Annotated in this window: 13 protein-coding genes and 1 rRNA gene; 13 read left to right on the top strand and 1 reads right to left on the bottom strand. The window is 70.6% G+C overall.

Annotation, left to right across the window (positions count from 1 at the left end):
• Nucleotides 1-112: ribosomal RNA gene (rrf, locus tag FZN60_RS00005) — 5S ribosomal RNA — on the top strand; the annotation flags it as partial.
• Nucleotides 113-1,011: 899 nt separating this feature from the next.
• Here the strand turns inward: rrf and FZN60_RS00010 are convergent.
• The gene (locus tag FZN60_RS00010; protein ID WP_246726491.1) at nt 1,012-2,019 is read right to left on the bottom strand and encodes a sugar-binding transcriptional regulator; all 1,008 of its coding nucleotides are present in this window, start codon (nt 2,017-2,019) and stop codon (nt 1,012-1,014) included.
• Nucleotides 2,020-2,132: 113 nt separating this feature from the next.
• Between FZN60_RS00010 and FZN60_RS00015 the strand changes: the two genes are divergently transcribed.
• The 12 genes from FZN60_RS00015 (at nt 2,133) to FZN60_RS00070 (ending at nt 14,567) form a co-directional block, all read left to right on the top strand.
• Nucleotides 2,133-3,086, top strand: a complete 954-nt coding sequence (locus tag FZN60_RS00015) for a sugar ABC transporter substrate-binding protein (RefSeq protein ID WP_246726492.1) — start codon at nt 2,133-2,135, stop codon at nt 3,084-3,086.
• A gap of 100 nt (nt 3,087-3,186) precedes the next feature.
• Nucleotides 3,187-4,701, top strand: coding sequence for a sugar ABC transporter ATP-binding protein (locus tag FZN60_RS00020; RefSeq protein WP_158869818.1), 1,515 nt, complete (start codon nt 3,187-3,189; stop codon nt 4,699-4,701).
• Nucleotides 4,698-5,684, top strand: a complete 987-nt coding sequence (locus FZN60_RS00025) for an ABC transporter permease (protein WP_158869820.1) — start codon at nt 4,698-4,700, stop codon at nt 5,682-5,684. The genes FZN60_RS00020 and FZN60_RS00025 overlap by 4 nt, the downstream gene beginning before the upstream one ends.
• A gap of 56 nt (nt 5,685-5,740) precedes the next feature.
• Nucleotides 5,741-6,805, top strand: coding sequence for a thiamine pyrophosphate-dependent dehydrogenase E1 component subunit alpha (locus FZN60_RS00030; protein ID WP_246726493.1), 1,065 nt, complete (start codon nt 5,741-5,743; stop codon nt 6,803-6,805).
• A 3-nt stretch (nt 6,806-6,808) separates the two neighbouring features.
• Complete coding sequence (locus FZN60_RS00035) at nt 6,809-7,783, top strand: alpha-ketoacid dehydrogenase subunit beta (RefSeq protein ID WP_158869822.1); 975 nt, start codon at nt 6,809-6,811, stop codon at nt 7,781-7,783.
• Nucleotides 7,780-9,339 carry an alpha/beta fold hydrolase gene (locus tag FZN60_RS00040; RefSeq protein WP_158869824.1) on the top strand — a complete coding sequence of 520 codons (1,560 nt, stop codon included), beginning with the start codon at nt 7,780-7,782 and terminating at the stop codon, nt 9,337-9,339. Before FZN60_RS00035 ends, FZN60_RS00040 begins: the two co-directional genes overlap by 4 nt.
• On the top strand, nt 9,336-9,659 hold the full coding sequence (locus tag FZN60_RS00045; RefSeq protein WP_158869826.1) for a carboxymuconolactone decarboxylase family protein: 324 nt from the start codon (nt 9,336-9,338) through the stop codon (nt 9,657-9,659). The genes FZN60_RS00040 and FZN60_RS00045 overlap by 4 nt, the downstream gene beginning before the upstream one ends.
• A 64-nt stretch (nt 9,660-9,723) precedes the next feature.
• Nucleotides 9,724-11,259, top strand: a complete 1,536-nt coding sequence (locus FZN60_RS00050) for an FGGY-family carbohydrate kinase (protein ID WP_158869828.1) — start codon at nt 9,724-9,726, stop codon at nt 11,257-11,259.
• The gene (locus FZN60_RS00055) at nt 11,256-12,023 is read left to right on the top strand and encodes an SDR family NAD(P)-dependent oxidoreductase (protein WP_158869830.1); all 768 of its coding nucleotides are present in this window, start codon (nt 11,256-11,258) and stop codon (nt 12,021-12,023) included. Before FZN60_RS00050 ends, FZN60_RS00055 begins: the two co-directional genes overlap by 4 nt.
• A 10-nt stretch (nt 12,024-12,033) precedes the next feature.
• On the top strand, nt 12,034-12,795 hold the full coding sequence (locus FZN60_RS00060) for an SDR family NAD(P)-dependent oxidoreductase (protein WP_158869832.1): 762 nt from the start codon (nt 12,034-12,036) through the stop codon (nt 12,793-12,795).
• 198 nt (nt 12,796-12,993) lie between these two features.
• Nucleotides 12,994-13,719 (top strand): DeoR/GlpR family DNA-binding transcription regulator, encoded by a 726-nt coding sequence (locus FZN60_RS00065; protein ID WP_158869834.1) that lies wholly within the window; start codon nt 12,994-12,996, stop codon nt 13,717-13,719.
• 35 nt (nt 13,720-13,754) lie between these two features.
• Complete coding sequence (locus FZN60_RS00070) at nt 13,755-14,567, top strand: BtpA/SgcQ family protein (protein WP_158869836.1); 813 nt, start codon at nt 13,755-13,757, stop codon at nt 14,565-14,567.
• Nucleotides 14,568-14,575 lie beyond the last annotated feature (8 nt).

Genomic DNA, 14,575 nt, shown 5'->3' on the forward strand with positions numbered 1-14,575 from the left:
GGTGGTTCTGGCGGGGCGGCCGCACCCGATCCCATTCCGAACTCGGCCGTGAAACGCCCCAGCGCCCATGATACTTCGTCTCAAGACGCGGGAAAGTCGGTCGCCGCCAGGTCCGCCAAACGCAACAACTGTCCCATGAAAGCTCTCATCCGCCCGCCCCTACAGGGCTCAAGCGGTTGAGCGAGCCAAACGGCAGGCAGGCCGTCTTCACCACCATCCCAGATCCAGAACACGCCGCCAAAATCGGAACACGCCGACCCATCGGCCCGCATAACCTCAGCAAAAGATCATCATCAAAGCCCCGCAGAGCAACACGCTCGCGGGGCTTTGACGCGTTTGGAGGGCCGCTGACCGCGGAGGTCCGCCGCCGAAGGCGCGGACCAGCAGCGCGGGCACAGGAGAGGACGCAGCCTCACGGCGAGCCAATAGCGTCAGGACGATAGCCGACAACGAACCCCACCACCTGCGCCGACGACATCTCGCACGGCTTCAACGCGCTCCGACCGCCGGACAGGCGCCACCCTGGGCGCCTGATTCTCGACATGATGAGCATCACCCTCACTCCCCGCCGGTTTCGACCAAGCCAGCGTCGGTGTCCAACCGCCGACCGCCGGGGAAGGGCGTCGTGACAATCTTCGATCTCTGGGCATGGTCCAGCGGCGAGGGCGGCGCTTACATGAACGCGGCGGCGAAAGCTGTGGAGGTCGTCGGCCTTTGACTCGCCGCGGGTGGGCACCTTCGCGCCTCTTACCGCGGCGGTTTTACATTTTCCTTCGCATGTCCGTTGAGCTCGTAGGTTGGAGGGGCTGCAGCAACAGGAGAGTTGGGTTTCTCATCGACGGTACGAGTCTCGAGCCGGCGTCGTCGTGAAGGCGACCCGCATCGTTGACGAAGCGGATGTGGGTTCCTTACGCGCCGGTCAGCGGCAGTAACCGTGTTCATGACGGCTCGCGGCCCGGTCCCCGGGGAGATCGCACTTGGTCGATCCCCCGCTTGGCATGCGCAGAGACGTCAGCCGGGCTTCGCGAGGAGCTGCAGGGCGGCGTCGCCGTCGATGATCAGGCCCTTGACGAGGCCGCTCGACAGCAGGGCCGCCGCGGCGCGCGTCTTTTCCGGGCTCGCCACCATCAGGACGACGTCGAGATGGCGCAGCGTGTCGAAGGACACGGCGATGGTGCGCCGGTTCAGCTCGTGGTCGACCGGCCAGCCCGACTCGTCGAAGAAGATGCCGTTGGTGTCGCCGATGGCCCCGGCCGCGCGCAGGCTCGCGACGTCCGCCTTCGACAGCATGCCCTGCCGGCGCAGGAGCGAGTTCTCTTCCAGCTCGCCGACGCTGATCATGCAGAGCGTCGCCTCCTCGGCGATCGCCATGGCCTTCGTCACCGAGCGCTGGGACAGGAGCACCTGACGGTCCTCCAGCGTGTCGGCGATGAAGGGCACGGGTAGGAAGTAGCCCTCGCCGCCCGTCCGCTTGGCCAAGGTGTAGACGAGCTCGAACGGGTTGAAGGCCGAGTTCGCGGTGAGCGACCCCATCAGGGAGATGAAGCGGGCGCCCGGCGCGCTGACACCGGCCAGGTGCAGCGTCATTTGCTCGACCGTGCGGCCCCAGCCGAGCCCGACCGTGGAGGGCTCGTCGCGCGCGAGATGCGCGCGCAGGTGATTGGCGGCTAGGAGCCCGACCGCACGGAAGGCCACCTTCTGCGTCGCGGACAGGCCGGCGCGGTCGGTCTCCTCGCGCCCGGCGGGCTTCAGGTCGAGCGCCGGCGTCGCCTGGCAGAAGCGAAGGCCGTAGCGCCGACGCAGCTCCTCCTCCACCGGCACCATGCCGGCGAGCTGCCGGTCCACGGTGATCGACACTACGCCCTCTTCGAGCGCGTCTGCCAGGAGGCGGTTGACCCGCGCTCGGGTGAGGCCCAGCCGTTCGGCCGCTTCCGCCTGGTTGAGGCCGCCGACGTGATAGAGCCAGGCGGCCTTCACCATCAGCGTCTCGTCGTTCTCGATCATCGCGGCCTCGTACATTTGTATTTCCGCTTGACGTTTGTAACAGGTCGGAGCTAGCATTCAACTCGCGTCTGGGAGCGACGCTGGGAGCCGCGCGGAACGAGTGCCCGCGGCATGGGAGGAACTTCAAAATGCAGTTTCGTGCAATGAGGAACGGCGTCCTCGCGGCGCTGGCCGGCCTCGGCGTGTCCGTCAGCGCCCCGGCGCTCGCGCTCGACATCGCCTGGGTCCATGCCAACGCGGCCGCGCAGTCCGAGCAGCGCGTGAAAGCCGGCTTCGACGCCTGGCTGAAAGAGACCGGCAAGGCCGACTGGACCGTCAGCTACCTCGACTCCGGCGGCTCCGGCGAGAAGACCGCCGCCAACATCCAGGACGCGGCCTCGCGCGGCGTCGGCGCCATCATCGTCACCATGGCGGACCTGCGCGCCTCGGCCGCTGCCATCCAGGCGGCAGTCGACGCGGGGATCCCGATCTTCACCGTCGACAGCGGCGACGTGAAGGGCACGATGGTGGACGTGACCACCAACAACTGGGCCATGGGCGCGACCGTGTCGCCCTTCTTCCTCAACGAGCTCGGCCCGGGCTCGAAGATCATCTTCCTGCGCATGGCCGAGCACCACGGCACCCGCAAGCGCGGCGACACCATGGCGACGGTGCTCAAGGAGTATCCGGACATCGAGGTGCTGGCCGAGCACAACATCGACTACACCGCCTTCTTCGAAGACACGACGCGCTCCATGCAGGACTACGCGACGCGCTTCGGGGACGAGATCGACGGTGTCTGGGCGCCCTGGGACGAGCCGGCCCAGGCCGCGCTGAACGCCCTGAAGGCCGCCGGCAACACCCACGCCAAGGTCATCGGCATCGACGGCCACCCGCAGGCGATCGCCGAGGTCTGCAAGGAGGGCAGCCAGATGATCGCGACGGTCAGCCAGCCCTTCGAGAAGATGGGCGCGCAGACCGGCGAGTGGATCGAGGATGTCGTCGTCGAGAAGCAGGACGCGGCCGCCGTGATCCCCTCCAAGGTCGTCTATCTCGACGCCCCGCTGGTCACCAAGGCGAACTGCAAGGACTTCGTGCAGTGATCGCCCGGCCGGCGGCGGGCCTCACGCGCCGCCGGCCGGCCCCTCGCGGCCCGTGCCACGGGCCTCGTCCGTCCTCAGCCAAGCGAGGCATTCCGGCGGCATGGCCATCGTCCTCAGCAACATCGTCATGGACTATCCCGGCACCCGCGCCCTCGATCGCGTCAGCGTCGACTTCCGCGACGACGAGGTTCACGGCCTCATCGGCGAGAATGGCGCGGGTAAGACGACGCTCGTCTCGATCCTCGGCGGCAGCCGCGCCTTCACCGACGGGCGAATGACGCTCGACGGCGAGGAGCTGCGGCTCGCCGGAGCCGGCGACGCGCTCGCCCGCGGCATCGCCCACGTCTCGCAGGAGGGCAGCCTCGTGCCGGGACTGACGGGCGCCGAGAACATTCTCCTCGGCGCCGAGCCGAAGCGCCTGGGTGCCGTGGTCGACCGCCGCGGGCTCAAGCGCCAAGCCCGCGAACTCCTCGCCCGCTGGTTCCCGGACGTTTCGATCGACCTCGACGCGCCGGTGGAAACGCTTCCCTACGCCGACCAGAAGATCGTCGAGATCGTGCGGGCGCTGCGCGGCCGGGTCCGCATCCTGATCCTCGACGAGCCGACCGCGACGCTGCCCGCCCGCGAGAAGGAGCGGCTCTGGGCGATCGTGCGCCGCCTGCCCAAACAGGGCGTCGGCGTCGTTCTCATCAGCCACTTCCTCTCGGAAATCCTGGCGCTGTCCGACCGCATCACCGTTCTTCGCGACGGCCGGCTCGTCGAGACCTTCCCCGCGGACGGCGCCGACGAGGCGCGGCTGGTGAGCCTGATGCTCCAGCGCGGCCAGGCGGCGAGCGCCCGCGAAGCGCCGCGCGAGGCGATTGACGCGGCTGCCCCGCCGGTCGTCGAGGTGTCCGACTGGCAGACGACGGAAGCTGGCGCCGAGCACTTCGCCGTGCGCCCCGGCGAGATCGTCGGGCTGATCGGCCTGACGGGCTCGGGCCACTTCGCCTTCGCCCGCTCGCTCTACGACGCGCCGGACCGCGTCGGGGGACGCTTGCGCTTTCTCGGCGAGCCGGTGGCGGAGGTTTCCGCCGCCGCGATGCGCCGGCGCGGCGTCGCCTTCGTGCCGGACCACCGCATGATCCACTCGCTCGTCGGCGACTGGAGCGTGCGCGAGAACCTCGCGATGGTCCATCCGGACGCCGGCGCCCTGTCCGGCCTCGGCGTCCTCAGCCCGGCGCGCGAGACCCGCGAGGCGCGCCGCGTCATGGAGCGCCTGGCCGTCAAGGCTTCCTCGCCCGAGCAGGTCGTCGCCGAGCTGTCCGGCGGCAACAAGCAGAAGATCTCGATCGGCAAGTGGCTCTACGGCGCCGAGGGGCGCTACCGGCTGATGATCTTCGTGGAGCCGACGGAGGGCGTCGACATCGGCGCCAAGCGCGAGATCCATCAGCTCCTGCGCGATCTCGCCCGCGACGGCTGCGCGGTCGTCGTCGCCTCGTCCGACCTCATCGAAATCGCCGACCTCGCCACCCGCGTCGTGTCCTTCGCCGGCGGCCACGCAATCGGAGAACTGCATTGGCCCAACTTCTCGGAACAGAGCTTCATCGCGGCCATGGCGGGAGTGCGGGCATGAGCGCGACCCTGACCGGCCCGCGCGACGAGGCCGCAGGCCGCCGGCGCCTGAAGCAGGGCCTCCTGCGCTATTCGACGCTGATCGTCCTGGCGCTCCTGTTCATCGGTTTTTCGATCGGCGTCGACCGCTTCCTGACCACGACGAACCTCCTCAACATCCTCCAGCAGATCTCGATGCTGACCATCGTCGCGATCGGGCTGACCTTCGGCTTCGCCGCGCGCGAGATGGACCTATCCGTCGGCTTCATGGCGGGGCTCGCCGGTCTCATCGCGCCGCTCCTCCTCGTCGCCGGCTGGCCGATGCCGGTCGCCCTTCTCGCCGGGCTCGGCGCCGGGCTCGCGGTCGGGCTCACCAACGCCCTTCTCGTCACCCTCGTCGGCGTGCCCTCGCTGATCGCGACGCTCGCCATGGGATCGATCCTCTTCGGCGTGAACTTCCTCCTGTCGGGCGGGCGCGCCATCTATGGCGGGCTTCCCGACAGCTACCTCGTGCTCGGTCAGGGCCGCATCCTCGGCATCCCCGTCGTCGCCTTCATCATGCTCGGCGCCGTCGCGCTCGCCTGGTTCGTGATGGAGCGCACCATCTTCGGCCGCTACGTCTACGCCGTCGGCGGCAACCTCAAGGCCGCCGAACTCTCGGGCATTCGGGGGCGGCGCTACCGGCAGGCGGCGCTGGTGATCTCCAGCCTCTTCGCGGCGATCGCCGGCATCCTCCTGTCGGCGCGCCTCGGCTCGGGACAGCCGAATGCCGGGCAGGACTACCTCCTCGACGGCCTCGCCACCGTGTTCATCGGCATGACCATGTTCCGCCCCGGCACCGCGACGATCGCCGGCACCTTCTTCGGCGCCCTGTTCATCGGCGTCATCAACAACGGTTTGAACCTCGTCGGCCTCGACACCTACATCCAGAGCATCGTGAAGGGCGTCATCATCATCGTCGCCGTCGCGGTCGTGTCCCGCACCACGAAGCTGAAGCTGATCTGAGGGCGCATGCCCCGTTTCGCGCCCCGTCCGCCCCGACACTCAGGACATCCCGCCCCATGACCGAACTTCGACCCGACATCCGCGCGGCCGCGAGCGCGCCCGGCGGCAATTCCGGCCTCCTGCCGCTCTACCGGACCATGCGGCGCATCCGGTCCTTCGAGGAGCGCGTCGGCGAGCTCTTCGTGCGGGGCCTCTCCGCCGGCTCCATGCTGCACCTCTCGATCGGCGAGGAATCGGCCGCGGCCGGCGTCGTGAAGGCCATGGCCCCGGAGGATACGTTCACCACCCACCATCGCGGCCACGGGATCTTCCTTGCCCGCGGCGCGGACCCTGCGCGCATGATGGCCGAGATCGCCGGCAAGGAAAGCGGCTACTGCGCCGGCAAGGGCGGCTCGATGCACATCGCCGACATGGCGCTCGGCCACCTCGGCGCCAACGCCATCGTCGGCGGCGGCATCCCGGCCGTCGTCGGTGCGGGCCTTTCGGCCAAGCGCCTGAAGAAGGACTCCGTCTCCGTCGCCTTCTTCGGCGACGGCGCGACGGGGCAGGGGATCCTCTACGAGAGCATGAACATGGCCGCCCTCTGGGATCTGCCGGTGCTGTTCGTGTGCATCAACAACCAGTACGGCATGGGCACGCGCATCGACCAGGCGACGCGCAACCAGGCCTTCGACGAGCGCGCCCGCGCCTTCGGCCTCAACGGCGCGATGGTGGACGGCGACGACGTCGAGGAGGTCGCGGCGACCGCCCAGGAGCTGATGGACGAGGCGCGGGCCGGCCGCCCGGGCTTCCTCGCGGTGTCCTGCTACCGCTTCTACGGCCATGCCCGCATGGACAAGAGCCCCTACCGCGCCGAGGACGAGGAGGCCGAGGGGCGCCTGCGCGATCCCGTCCTGAAGGCCCGGCTGCGCCTGATCGAGCGCGGCGGCGCGGTGGAAGGCCAGCTCGACGCGATGGACGCCGAGATCGCGGCCGAGATGGACGCGACGATCGATTTCGCCGCGGCGAGCTCCGCCCCGCCGCTCTCCTCGATGTTCCGCGACGTCTACGCCGTGGGCGAGCCGGAGCCCGAACCCTTGCGCGTCCGCCTGAACCGCATCCTGTCCAAGGGAGCCGCCTGAGTCATGGTCCAGATCACCTATCGCGACGCGCTGCGCCAGGCGCTGATCGACGCCATGCAGGCCGACGAGACGGTCGTCGTCATCGGCGAGGAGGTCGGCCGCTACGGCGGCGCCTACGGCGTCACCAAGGATCTCATCAAGACCTTCGGGCCCGAGCGGATGATCGACACGCCGATCTCGGAGCCCGCCATCGTCGGGGCGGCGGTCGGGGCGGCGATGACGGGCCTCAGGCCCGTCGCCGAGCTGATGTATGTCGACTTCCTCGGCATGACGATGGACCAGCTGACCAACCAGGCCGCCAAGATCCGCTACATGTTCGGCGGCCAGATCGGCGTGCCGATGGTGCTGCGCACGCAAGGCGGAACCGGGCGCTCGGCCGGCGCGCAGCATTCCCAGAGCCTGGAAGGCTGGATCATGCACATGCCGGGCCTGCGGCTCGCCATGCCGGCGACGGCCGAGGATGCCTACCACCTCCTGCGCCATGCCCTGACCATGCCCGACCCCGTGGTCTTCATCGAGCACAAGTCGCTCTACACCCGGAAGGAGGAGGCGGACCTGTCCGCGCCCAAGCTCCCCTGGGGCAAGGCGGCGGTGCGGCGCGAGGGCAAGGATCTCGTGATCGTCACCTATTCGCGCCAGGTCCACTATGCGCTTGAGGCCGCGGAAGCCATGGCCAAGGACGGGATCGAGGCAACGGTCATCGACCTTCGCACGCTCAATCCGCTCGACATGGACACGGTCCGGACTCACGTCGAAAAGGTCGGCCGCTGCGTCGTCGTTTCGGAAGGGCCGCTGACGGCGGGCGTCGCGGCGGAGCTCTCCGCGCGCATCACCGAGGAATGCTTCGACTTCCTGCACGAGCCGGTGATCCGCATCGCCGGCGAGGACATCCCGATTTCGGTGTCCCAGGCGCTGGAAGCCGGCAGCGTGCCTTCGCCCGGCCTCATCGGCGACACCGCGAGGCGGCTCGTCGCATGAGCGCCCTCCTCACCATGCCCCGGCTCGGCGAGACGATGGAGGAGGGGCGCATCGTCGGTTGGCTCATCGCGCCCGGCCAGGCCTTCAAGCGCGGCGAGTCGATCCTCGAGGTCGAGACCGACAAGACGGTGGCCGAACTGCCGGCGCTCGCCGACGGGGTGCTCGCCGAAACGCTGGTCGCCCCCGGCGAGATGGTATCGGTCGGCGCGCCCATCGCGCGGCTCGCGGGGGGCGCTGCGCCTGCCGAGGCGAGCGACACCGTGGTGCGCACCCTCGCCATGCCCCGCCTCGGCGAGACCATGGACGAGGGCAAGGTCGTCGGCTGGCTCGTGGAGGCCGGCGCGCGCTTCAAGCGCGGAGATGCGCTCCTGGAGATCGAGACCGACAAGACCGTCGCCGAATATCCCGCCCTCTTCGACGGACGCCTCGTGGAGGTGCTCGTCGAACCCGGCGCCACGCTCGACGTCGGCGCGCCGATCGCCCGCGTCGAGGTCTCCACTGCGAGCGCCAAGCTGGAGGGCTTCGTCGACGAGGCGCCGGACGGGCTCGACGCGGCCGAGGAGGTCGTGCCGGCGCCCGAGCCTGACGCCGTGGCCGCCACGCCCGCGCCGCTCGCGGCGAGCCCGGCCCCCGCCCCGTCGGGGAGCGGGCCGGTGCGCGCCACACCGATCGCCCGGCGCCTTGCGGCGCGGCGCGGCCTCGATGTCTCGACCATCGCCGGCACCGGCCGACGCGGCCGCGTCGAGCTGCGCGACGTCGAGAGCCACGTCGGCGGAGCGCCCGCCGGGTCCGCCGCGGCCGGCCAAGGCGCCATCGCCTTCGACCGCCTCGTCGCGAAAGGCGCCCTGCGCGGCCGTGCTCTCCTTCTCCACGGCTTCGCCGGCGACCGGACGACATTTGCCGGCTTATCAGCTGCGCTCGCCCGCGTCGGCTTCGACGTCCTCGTCCCCGACCTGCCGGGTCACGGCGAGACGCGTGCCGAGGCCGGGCGCGTCGCCGACCTGTCGGCGCCGCTCGGCGCGCTCCTCGCGGCCGAGGATTTCGCGCCGACCGAGATCGTCGCCCATTCGCTCGGGAGCCTCGCCGCCGTCGCGCTCGCCGAGGGCTTGCCCGGCTTGAAGCGCCTGACGCTTCTGGCGCCCGCCGGCCTCGGCCTGGAGATCGACACGGCCTTCGTGGCGGGCATGGCGGCGCGGCCCTCGGCCGGCGCGCTGCGCCACCTGCTGCGCCGCCTGACCGCCCAACCGGCACCGCTCTCCGACGCGGCTGTCGCGGCGCTTGTCGCTGCGCTCGGCGCGGGTCGGCTCGATGGACTGGCCGCCGACGCCTTCGGGCTGGGCGGCCAGCGCGTCGACATCGTCGAACCGCTCGCGCGCCTGGCCAAGCGCATCGAGGTGCGCGTCGTCGTCGGGCTGGAGGACCGGATCATCCCCTGGCGCCAGGTCGAGGCGCTCCCGTCCGCGGTCGCGATCCACCTCGTCGCCGGAGCCGGGCACATGCCGCATTGGGACCGGCCGGCGGAGGTCGCAGCCCTTTTCGAAAGGACCGCCGGATGAGCGAGATCAGGGACATCAACGCGCGGCTCGGCGCGCTCGCCAAGGCGCTGCCCGAGGTCGCCGGCGGCTTCCGCCAGCTTGCCAAGGGCGTGCATGCCGGCTCGCGCTTCACGGGCGCGCAGAAGGAGCTCCTCGCCGCCGCCTTCGGCGTCGTGCGGGGCTGCGAGGATTGCATCGTTTATCACCTCGACGCGGCGAAGAAGCAGGGCGCCGAGCGGGAGGACCTCCTGGAGCTTCTCGGCATCGCCGTCGAGATGGGCGGCGGTCCGGCCATGGTCTACGCGGCGAAGGCCTTGAGCGCCTTCGACGCCGGGAACTGACACCAGAGCGACGATCGGGGCCGCAGCGCAGGAGGCGCGCGGGTCCCGCGGGGAGGAGGAACCGATGGCCTATGTGGTCGCCGTGGACGGCGGAACGGAAAGCCTGCGCGCCGGGATCTACGATCCCTCCGGCGCCTGCCTCGGCCAGGCGACGCATTCTTACGAGACGATGTTCTCGGCCGGCGCGCGTGCCGAGCAGAACCCCGAGGACTGGTGGAGCGCCCTGGGCCACGCGACCAAGGGCGCGCTCGCCAAGGCGGGCATCGATCCGGCCGCCGTCGAGGCGATCTGCCTGACCACCACCTCCTGCACGGTGGTGGCGCTGGACGAGGAGGGCAACGCGCTGCGGCCCGCGCTTCTCTGGATGGACGTGCGCGCCGGCGAGGAGGCGCGCGACGTCCTGGCGACGGGCGACGCCGCGCTCGCCGTCAACGGCGGGGGCCAAGGCCCGGTTTCGGCCGAGTGGATGATCCCGAAATCGCTCTGGCTGAAGCGCCACGAGCCGCACGTCTTCGAGCGCGCCGCCACGATCGGCGAATACCAGGACTTCATGACGCTGCGCCTCACCGGCCGGCGCGTCGCCTCGCTGAACAACGCCTCGATCCGCTGGCACTATTCCACCGCCCGGGGCGGCTTCGCGGCCTCGCTGGTGCGCGCCCTCGGGCTCGACGCGCTTCTCGACAAGTGGCCGGCCGCAATCGTGCCGCCCGGCGGCGTCGTCGGCACGCTGACGGGGCGGGCTGCCGCCCATCTCGGCCTCCATACGGGCGTGAAGCTCGTCCAGGGCGGGGCGGACGCGCTGATCGGCATGATCGGCCTCGGCGTCGCGAAACCCGGCCAGCTCGCGCTCATCACCGGGTCCTCGCACCTCCAGTTCGGCGTGTCCGAGCGGGCGGTCCATCATCCCGGCCTCTGGGGCTCCTACCCGGACGCGGTCTATCCCGGCCGCCACGTCATCGAGGGCGGCCAGACCTCGACGGGCTCGATCCTGCAATGGTTGAAGCGCCTGATGAACGGGACCATGGACCTCGACGCGCTCAACATGGCGGCGGCAAGGTTGGAGCCCGGCTGCGACGGCCTCGTCGTCCAGGACCATTTCCAGGGCAACCGCACCCCTTACGTCGACCCGCTCTCGCGCGGCGCGATCGTCGGCCTGACGCTCGCCCACGGGCCGGAACACGTCTTCCGCGCGGTGATCGAGGGCATCTCCTTCGGCACGCGCGCGATCCTCGACGAGATGGCGGCGGCCGGCTTTCGGGCGGCGGAGCTGACGGTCGGCGGCGGCGCCACGGCCTCCGAGCTCTGGCTGCAGATCCACGCCGACACGGCCGGTATCCCGGTCTGCGTGCCCGCCTCCAGCGCCGCCCCGTCGGTCGGCGCGGCGGTGCTCGCGGCCCACGGCGCGGGGCATTTCGCCTCGATCGACGACGGCATCGCCGCCATGGTCAAGCCCGGCCGCCGCATCGAGCCGCGGGCGCGCGAGAGCGCCCGCTACGACGAGATCTACCGGGGCTACCGCGCGCTCTACCCCGCGCTGAAGGACGTGGCGCGGGCGGCCGCCCCGGCCGCGGCGAAGACCCGGGAGCCCGTCGAGGCATGAGCGGCGACTTCGACCTGTCGGGCCGCACTGCGCTCGTCACGGGCGCTGCGCGCGGCATCGGCGCGGCGATCGCCCGGCGCCTCGCCGAGGCGGGCGCCCTCGCCATCCTGGCCGACCGCGACGCGGCGGAGGCCGCGCGCACGGCCGCGGGCATTGCGAAGGACGGCCTGTCCGCCCAGTCGCTGGAGCTTGACGTGACGCGGCGCCAAAGCGTCGCGGCCGCGGTGGACGAGGTCTCACGCCGCTTCGGCGCGCCGCACGTCCTCGTCAACAATGCCGGCATCGTGCGCAACACGCCCGCCGTCGACACGCCGCCGGAGGAGTGGAGCGCCGTCATCGACGTCAACCTCAACGGCGTCTTCCACTGCTCGCAGGGCTTCGGCCGCCTGATGCTGGAGGCCGGCCGCGGCTCGGTGGTCAACATTTCCTCCATGTGCGGCGAGATCGTCGTCCATCCGCAGCCGCAGGCCGCCTACAACGCGGCCAAGGCCGGCGTGAACCTCCTGACCAAGTCGCTTGCCGTCGAGTGGGCGCCGCGGGGCGTGCGGGTCAACGCCGTCGCGCCGGGCTACGTCGCGACCGAGCTGACGCTCGCCGGCCGCTCCAACGCCGAATGGTTCGACATCTGGATGCGCATGACGCCGATCGGCCGCCTCGGCGAGCCGCGCGAAGTTGCCAATGCCGTGCTCTTTCTCGCCTCCGACGCCGCGAGCTTCGTCACCGGGTCGGTGCTGGCGGTGGACGGCGGCTATACCGCCCTTTGAGGACCGATCCATGATCCAAGCGACCACCGCCCGCACCGTTCTCGTCACCGGCGCCAGCCGCGGCATCGGCCGCGCCATCGCGCTCGGCCTCGCGCAGCGCGGCTTCGACGTCGTCGCCAACGACATCGAGCGCCAGTCCGCCCATCTCGACGGGCTCGTCTCGGAGATCGAAGGGCTCGGCCGCCGCGCCTTCGCCCTCCACGCCGATGTCAGCGACAAGGCGCAGGTGACGGCCATGGCGGCGGCCGCCATCGAGCGGGCGGGCGCGATCGACGCCGTCGTCAACAATGCCGGCATCCTGATCACCAGCCCGGTCGAGACGCTCGACGACGGGATCTGGGACGCCGTCATGGACGTCAACGCCAAGGGCACCTTCCTGGTGATCCAGGCGCTCCTGCCGCACATGCGCGCGCGCGGCTACGGGCGCATCGTCAACATCGCCTCGATCGGCGGCAAGCAGGGCGCGCCCGAGCAGGCGCACTATTCCGCCTCCAAGGCGGCCGTCATGGGCTTCACCCGAGTGCTCGCCCAGGAGGTCGGCGCGCTCGGCATCACCGCCAACTGCGTCTGCCCCGGCATCATCCTCACCGATATGGGCCGCACCAATCTCGAGGACCCGGCCGTCAAGGCGAAGTGGACCGCCAACACCGCCATGCGCCGCATCGGCGCCCCGGAGGACGTCGTCGGCCCCGTCGCCTTCTTCGCTTCCGACGAGAGCGCCTTCGTCACAGGCCAGACCCTCAACGTCGACGGCGGCATCGTCTTCGACTGAGCCGGCTTCGCGGTCGAACGCGGCAGCCGCGGAAGACCTTGTTCCGCGGCAGTGACCTCGATGATTAGGCGTCGATGCATTCCCGTGGTGAGAGCCGGATGGGGTTCGTTGACCGAGACGAAGTGATCATTAATGATCATCTCCATGGGTGACCCGACTCGGCTCCAGATCCGGTTTCCGCAGGAACGCCATCAGCGCATGGCGGACCTGATCGCGGCGCGCGGGCAGATGACGATCGGCGAGCTGATCGAACATTTCCGCGTCTCGGGTCCGACGGCCCGGCGTGACCTGGAGGTGCTGGCACGGGCGGGGCTCGCGACGCGCATCCACGGCGGAGTCATGGCGCCGGGGCGCGGCGGCTCGGTCGAGCCGCTGTTCATGGAGAAGCTGCGCGTTCACCAGGGTGCCAAGGGTCGGCTCGGCGCGGCCGCCGCGCGTCGGGTCGCGGACGGGCAGACCGTGCTCATCGATTCCGGCACGACGACGCTTGCCGCGGCCCGGGCCCTGGCCGGCCGTCCGGTGCGCATCGTCGCCAGCGACGTGAAGGTCGCGGAGATCGCGGCCTCCGGCGAGACGCGTGTCTCGCTCCTCGGCGGTGAGGTGCGCAACGGCTATTTCAGCCTCGTCGGCGCCTGGGCGCTCTTGGCGCTGAAGGATCTGCGCTGCGACGTCTTCCTGATGGGCGCCGACGCGATCGACGCGGACGGCATCTCGAATTCGACCGCGGAAGAAGCCGAGGTGAAGCGCGCCGGAATGGCCTGCGCCGCCCGCACCATCCTCCTCGCCGATCATTCCAAGCTCGATGCGCGGGCGGCGGAGCCCGTCTGCGATCTCGCCGCCGTCGATCTCTTCCTCACCGACCGCAAGGCGGCCCCCCGCCTCGGCCCCTACCGATCCCTGTTCCGGGCGATCGAGCTGCACTGAAGCGCCCGCCCGAACCGCAAGAAGGCCAGCAACGCATGACCATCAAGTTCAGAACAGTCTTCGGCGACAAGAAGCCCGTCATCGCGATGGTGCACCTGTCGCCCCTGCCGGGCTCGCCGCTCTACGACCCGGACGGCGGCGTCCAGGCGATCGTCGAGGCGGCGCGGCGGGACCTGCGGGCACTCCAGGCGGCGGACGTCGACGCGGTGATGTTCGGCAACGAGAACGACCGGCCCTACGAGCTGAAGGTCGACACGGCCTCCACCGCCACCATGGCCTACGTCATCGGCCAGCTGCGCTCGGAGATCGAGAAGCCCTTCGGCGTCAACGTGTTGTGGGACCCGATGGCCTCGGTCGCGCTGGCGGCGGCCACCGGCGCCTCGTTCCTGCGCGAGATCCTGACCGGCACCTACGCCTCCGACATGGGGCCGTGGACGCCGAACGCGGGCGCGGCCATGCGCTACCGCGACCGCCTGCACCGGCCCGACGTCGCCATGCTCGCCAACGTCTCGGCCGAGTTCGCCTACTCGCTCGATCGGCGCGAGCTGTCCGATCGGGCCCGCTCGGCGGTGTTCTCCTCGATCCCCGACGCGATCCTCGTCTCCGGCGCGATCACCGGCGAGGCGGCGGAGATGACCGATCTCATCTCCGTCAAGAAGGTCCTGCCGACGACGCCGGTTCTCGCCAACACCGGCGTCAAGCACGCGACCGTCGCCGACGTCCTCAAGGTCGCGGACGGCTGCATCGTCGGCTCCTCGCTGAAGGTCGACGGCGACACCTGGAAGCCCGTCGATCCCGAGCGCGCGGCCGAGTTCATGCGGCTCGCCAAGGCCGCGCGCGGCGACTGAGGGGCGGG

It is taken from the genome of Antarcticirhabdus aurantiaca (assembly GCF_009765365.1).
In the GTDB taxonomy this organism is placed as follows: domain Bacteria; phylum Pseudomonadota; class Alphaproteobacteria; order Rhizobiales; family Rhizobiaceae; genus Antarcticirhabdus; species Antarcticirhabdus aurantiaca.